Raw genomic sequence first — 5,378 nt, 5'->3', positions numbered from 1 at the left:
ACATAATTTGAAATCTCGAAACACAAAATACTGTTTTTTTTTTAAAAATAAAACAGGTTACGTTTTCGTTATGGATCTTTATCGGTAATGCCACTCAATCGAGGTCCATGAAAAGATCACTCCAGGAAACGACCTGGTGCCACACAAAAGGAAATCCATGTGATGCGCTTTCGTGCCTGTAAAATCCGAGCGTTGAATCAGCGCCTCCTCGTCATGACCTGCCTCGGAACCAGTGTGCCAGCCGGAATCATTGACGCTCTCTCTCTTTCGGAAGCTCAGGCTGCGACCACGGAGCAGGAGACGAAAAAATCAGCGCCCCATCGTGAAGCGCGCTCACGTTCACATGCTATTCCCACACTTTCTGAGCACCCCAAACCGCAGCATAAACGTACGGAAATCAATTCCACCACAGATGAAACCGTTCATGTATCCAGCGCACACCGTAGCCGCGGCGGCGGAATGATGCGCGTTGAAACAGCACCTTATGCAGTACAAACCATTACAAAATCATTTATTGATATGCGCAGCCCAACAAGCACTGCGCTGGAGCTCGTTCGCAACCTACCAAGCGTTAATATCGCCGTTACTGATACTTCCGGCCTGCAAGGTGGCCGCATTCAGAGCCGAAGCCTTACTGATGCCGATATGGCACTGATGATTGATGGCGGCCCTGCAGCCAGCGCGGCCTATATGGCAGAAAACGTTGAATCCGAAGACGTTGACAGTGTCAGCATGCTGCCAGGATCATCTCCGATTGATCTTCCCGTGACATCCGCAGCGGCAGGTGTTTTGAATCAGGCCACTCATGATCCCCAACACAAATTTGGGGGGACGATGGATTTTTCCTATGGCACAAACAATCTGGCACGCCAGTTCATCCGCCTTGAGTCGGGAGACATAGGCAACACAGGTAGCAGGGGATTTGTTTCCTTTGCCCACACCCATGCTCGATCATGGTTTGGGGGCGGCCGTAACGAGAAGATCCATGTGGACGTTGGTGTCCGAAAAGACTGGGCCAATGGCTCATATGCCCGCGCCTTCATGGGCTGGAACCTTGAAGACTTTGTTGTCGATACATATGGCACAGCCACACAGTTTTATAATTTTAAGCGGACCGGAAACAGCTATGGTCGCAAGGCTGAGTTCGACCCGGTTAATAACGATTACTGGAAGAACAACATCAACCATTGGATGCAGCTTTTTCTGACTGCCCCAATGCACGTTGTCATAACGCGCCGTCTACACCTTGACCTTCGCCCCTACTACAACTGGGGGCGCGGATGGAGTGGAAGCGCGGGAGCCTTTTCAAGCGCGACGAGCGGGAACACCTATAAATCAGGCGTGCCTGTTCCCACGGGAACTCCAGTAACCAGTTTCTTTTTGCAAGACGGGGCATTCAGTGTAGGTGCAACCGCAATCCTGGGTTACGATATTGATAAGCATAACCACTTCGAACTGGGCTACTGGTACCAAAATCAGGATTATACCCAGCACTTTCCAAGCAGCGTAACAACAGCTGAGGGTGCCAATCCCAGCCCCAATGATGCTACTTACCAGATCTATCGGAATGGCAACCGTGTCTATCCTGGCAATACAGCGGGTTTCGAAGTTCATTCGATATTTTTTCAGGACACAGCGAAATACTTTCACGACCGCCTTCTGGTGAACGCCGGCTTCAAATATGTCATGTCCAATGTCTGGTACATCGTTTATCCAAGCAGGAGACAGCTCGGACAAAACCTGACTGCGCCACTTCCTCACGTATCCATCAGCTATCACTTTAATGACCATCACCAGATCTACCTGAATGCAGAAGGTGATTTCCGCCAACCCTCATCCTCGGCAGTAGCCAATACGAATATTGATGGAACATTGCCGAAAAATCAGTACTCAATTAAAGAAGAATTAGGGTACCGATATAACGATAAATATTTTATCGTTGATCTTGATCTGTTCAATTACAATATCACGAACCGACTCTTGTCTACTTATGTCGGAAATAACCAGACCGGTGTCGTCAATGCTGGCAACCAAACCGCACGCGGCGTGGACTTGATGGTATCAACACAACCAATTTATGGTTTAAGCCCCTATTTTTCGCTCGAATATCTCAGCGCAACGACAGATACGAATATCGCAGCCTCGGATATTTATGGAAATCTCACAGCCTTCGCGAGCAAGGGCAAACAGGCTCCCTTGGCCCCACATTTTATGGCGAACTTTGGGCTGACGTACACTTACAAAGGCATTTTTGCCAATGGGGCTCTGCATTACACCGGCCCACAATCAACAACTCTTGCAGGCGACCAGCGTATGCCTGGCTATTTCACAAATACGCTCTCGTTAGGTTATCATTTCAAGCCTCTGTGGCATGCAAAATCACCGACCATCCGGCTAAACTTCACCAATCTTACGGGGGCCATTTTAAGAACTGGAGTAGTTGGCGTTGGAACAAATGCAAGTCAGGTGCGCCTCATGAACGGCAACCTTTCAAATCCAGGTTCGGGCGCTCAATTTATTCTTGAGCCTCGCTTTACAGTTACGGGAACAGTTTCAACGGCTTTCTAAGGTATGCCATCGGAGTATCTGATTGGACTGAGTTCTGTTTCCCTGAATACCTCAGCCAGACAGAACTCAGTCAAAGACATCTCATGCGGCGGTCTGGCGCATCAGAAGTGGACTATCATTGGTCCACTTCTCTGTCCCAAGCGAGGATGTTCCCGGTGTAGGCGGTCCAAAATAATTATCTCTTGCTCAAGGCATATCGCGTGCTCTGAACCATGACCGCCAGCCAGACATGCACAAATGCCCAGAGCCTCGGCGCTGCTTTTCTGTTCGGTTTCATTGATGGCTGAGCGACTGGCGGGAGCGCCCTTGACTGCCCGCAATACTATAGATTTGGCCGATATTTTCCCAGCCTACAGATAAAAACACAAAGACCGCCTCTCCTGCCGTCTTTTTCTACTCAATATCCCAGATAAAAATTCTTATCAGACCACTTCGTAAAGTATCTATCTTTTAATAAAATGCCACATAGATTTTAAATGGACCTCCTCAATAGGCAAAATCGCACTGTGAAATCCATAAGGCAGAGTGCACCGATTTAACAAAGAATTACACTTTTTTCATTTCCCAATAAATAAGCTACTTGCCTCCTTCAAAAAATAGGCAAAAAGAATGAGTATGTCGGAAGCAGAAACCATACTCATTCTCCTGGCCATGATTGTTATAAGCAGTCTGGCGGTACGAGCGCTCTCCAACCGTGTACCTGCTCCCTTGGTCCAAATCTTTTTAGGGATCGTTGCGGCTCTTTGCGGCCTGCATGTCGGGTTGAAACCAAGCTTATTCATGCTGGTCTTCCTGCCCCCGCTCCTTTTCACAGACGCTTTCCGTATGCCTCTGCGAGAATTCTCCGAACTGCGAAGTGTAATTCTGTTTCTGGCATTCGGCCTGGTGGTCATCTCAACGGTTCTCTGTGGATACGCCATTCACTGGATGATACCTGCCGTCAGCCTAGCAGTATGTTTTACACTTGCGGCGGCACTTTCACCTACGGATACCGTCGCAGTCTCCAGCCTCATCGCAGGCCGCCGCGTGTCTGAACGCCTTATCCATATCCTGAATGGTGAAGCTCTATTTAATGATGCTTCCGGCCTTGTCTGCTTTCATTTTGCGATGATTGCCGCAATGACCGGAGAATTTTCATACCGCCATGCTTTCAGCTCATTCTTGCTGGTTTCGTTCGGAGGGCTGGCCATCGGTGCAGGACTGGCATGGATTGCCGTACGCGCGGAGCGCATCCTCCTACGACGCGGATTTGATGATCCTCTCATGCAGGTTCTGATGATTGTTTTGTTGCCCTTTGGCATTTATGCGGCCGCTGAAACAGTACATGCATCAGGCATACTAGCGGCTGTCTCAGGGTGCATGGTGATTAAACTGACAGGCGTGTCAGACGAGGCTGCCACTTCTACCAGGCTTCAGGCAAGCACGGTGCTCGATACGGTCAGCTATGTCTTTAATGCCCTAATCTTCTTACTGCTTGGCTTACAGCTTCCATGGCTTTTGAATGCCGGCGTCGAATTAGCTCAAGAGCACAGCGCGCACTTCTGGCAACTCTCGCTGCTTGTCGCAAGCGTCTATGCGATCATGTTCGTAATCCGATTTTGCGGTATCTGGATTTCTGTCATCCGAAGATGGGCGGTTGCCCGTATGTCCCATCGGGCATTTGCATTTCCGCATTTTCTCGAAATCGTTTTGCTGGCATTTTCCGGCGTCCGCGGTGCCGTTACTCTTGCTGCTGTGCTCTCTTTGCCGGCACTTGGGATTGACCCTCAGGCCTTTCCCGAGCGCAGCTTCGTTATTACTGTAGCGACAGGAGTGATTGTTCTCTCGCTCGTCATGGCAGCAATCGCTATCCCTCTGTGTATCCGATTTCTCCCACGCGATATGTCTGACAAACACGCGCAAGAAGAGAGTCTCGCACGCCAGCGTTTGCTTCAGGCCACTCTGCAACTTCTGCATAATGAGCAAAGTCGCGCTGAGAAGGACCGGAGTGAAGCGATTGACAACGCGAATAACAATCACGGTAACGAGGATATGAGACTGGAAGTTCTGGGACGCCTCCTCCAGACATACGAGAACCGCCTTAGCCAGATTGATGGCCCGACACAATCCCCGGTTTTAACCCGGACAACGGCGCTTCGGCGGGAACGCATCGAATTGGCTTTGCGTCTCATCGTTCTCCGCCTGCAACGCCAGACGCTTCATGCGTTGGTAGATGCACGAGACATCAATGATCAGACTGAATGGGATATTCAGCGCGAACTGGACTATGAAGAACAAGTGATCCGCAGTCGGGTGCAGAGATTACCCCAGGATATTTAATGGTAACGTGCAGCGGCAACCAGAATGCATGCAAACATTTTCTGCCCAAAGGACGCGGAAATGACCAGAGTCAGTTCAGGGTCACGATAAGAAGGGGCTAACAGCAATCTACAAGACATACGGCTGTCAGCACTACTGAACAAAAAAATATCGTAGCATTTTTGCTTCCGCCCCCTCGCAGGCACGCAATAGGTTCACATGGCAGTCAAACATTGGCCTGACAAGCAAAACGTACGCATTATCCTTAAAAAAACACACACATGCGTCTCAGGAGAAGATCTCTCCGTCCGAGCAAGCAGACTCAAAGCGAAATATCATAAAAAGGGCTTCACAAAAGAAAAGAACAATATTTACAATTCGATAACAAGAGAATTACCCAATGAATATACATCTATAAAAAAATGATTTTATATATTTTTAATATGTAATCTTTCATATTATATGGATGGCAGCATCGAAATATAAATAACTTAGATAAAGATAATTATAAT

At 48.7% G+C, this 5,378-nt stretch carries 2 protein-coding genes; both read left to right on the top strand.

Going from position 1 to position 5,378, the window contains the following annotated elements; translation table 11 throughout:
* Positions 1-459 precede the first annotated feature (459 nt).
* Positions 460-2,568 carry a TonB-dependent receptor gene (locus tag ABF979_RS16285; RefSeq protein WP_215750517.1) on the top strand — a complete coding sequence of 703 codons (2,109 nt, stop codon included), beginning with the start codon at positions 460-462 and terminating at the stop codon, positions 2,566-2,568.
* A 609-nt stretch (positions 2,569-3,177) separates the two neighbouring features.
* Positions 3,178-4,887, top strand: coding sequence for a Na+/H+ antiporter (locus tag ABF979_RS16280; protein ID WP_415560733.1), 1,710 nt, complete (start codon positions 3,178-3,180; stop codon positions 4,885-4,887).
* Positions 4,888-5,378: the final 491 nt, after the last annotated feature.

The sequence above is a fragment of the Gluconobacter sp. genome (genome assembly GCF_047723935.1).
GTDB lineage: Bacteria > Pseudomonadota > Alphaproteobacteria > Acetobacterales > Acetobacteraceae > Gluconobacter.
The sequence above is the reverse complement of the archived record's forward strand: the minus strand, read 5'-3'. Positions and strand labels throughout refer to the sequence as shown.

What these genes read in the sequence shown, in the direction of transcription:
- ABF979_RS16280 (WP_415560733.1), top strand. Translation starts at nt 3,178, where the DNA reads ATGAGTATGTCGGAAGCAGAAACCATACTCATTCTCCTGGCCATGATT.
- ABF979_RS16285 (WP_215750517.1), top strand. Translation starts at nt 460, where the DNA reads ATGATGCGCGTTGAAACAGCACCTTATGCAGTACAAACCATTACAAAA.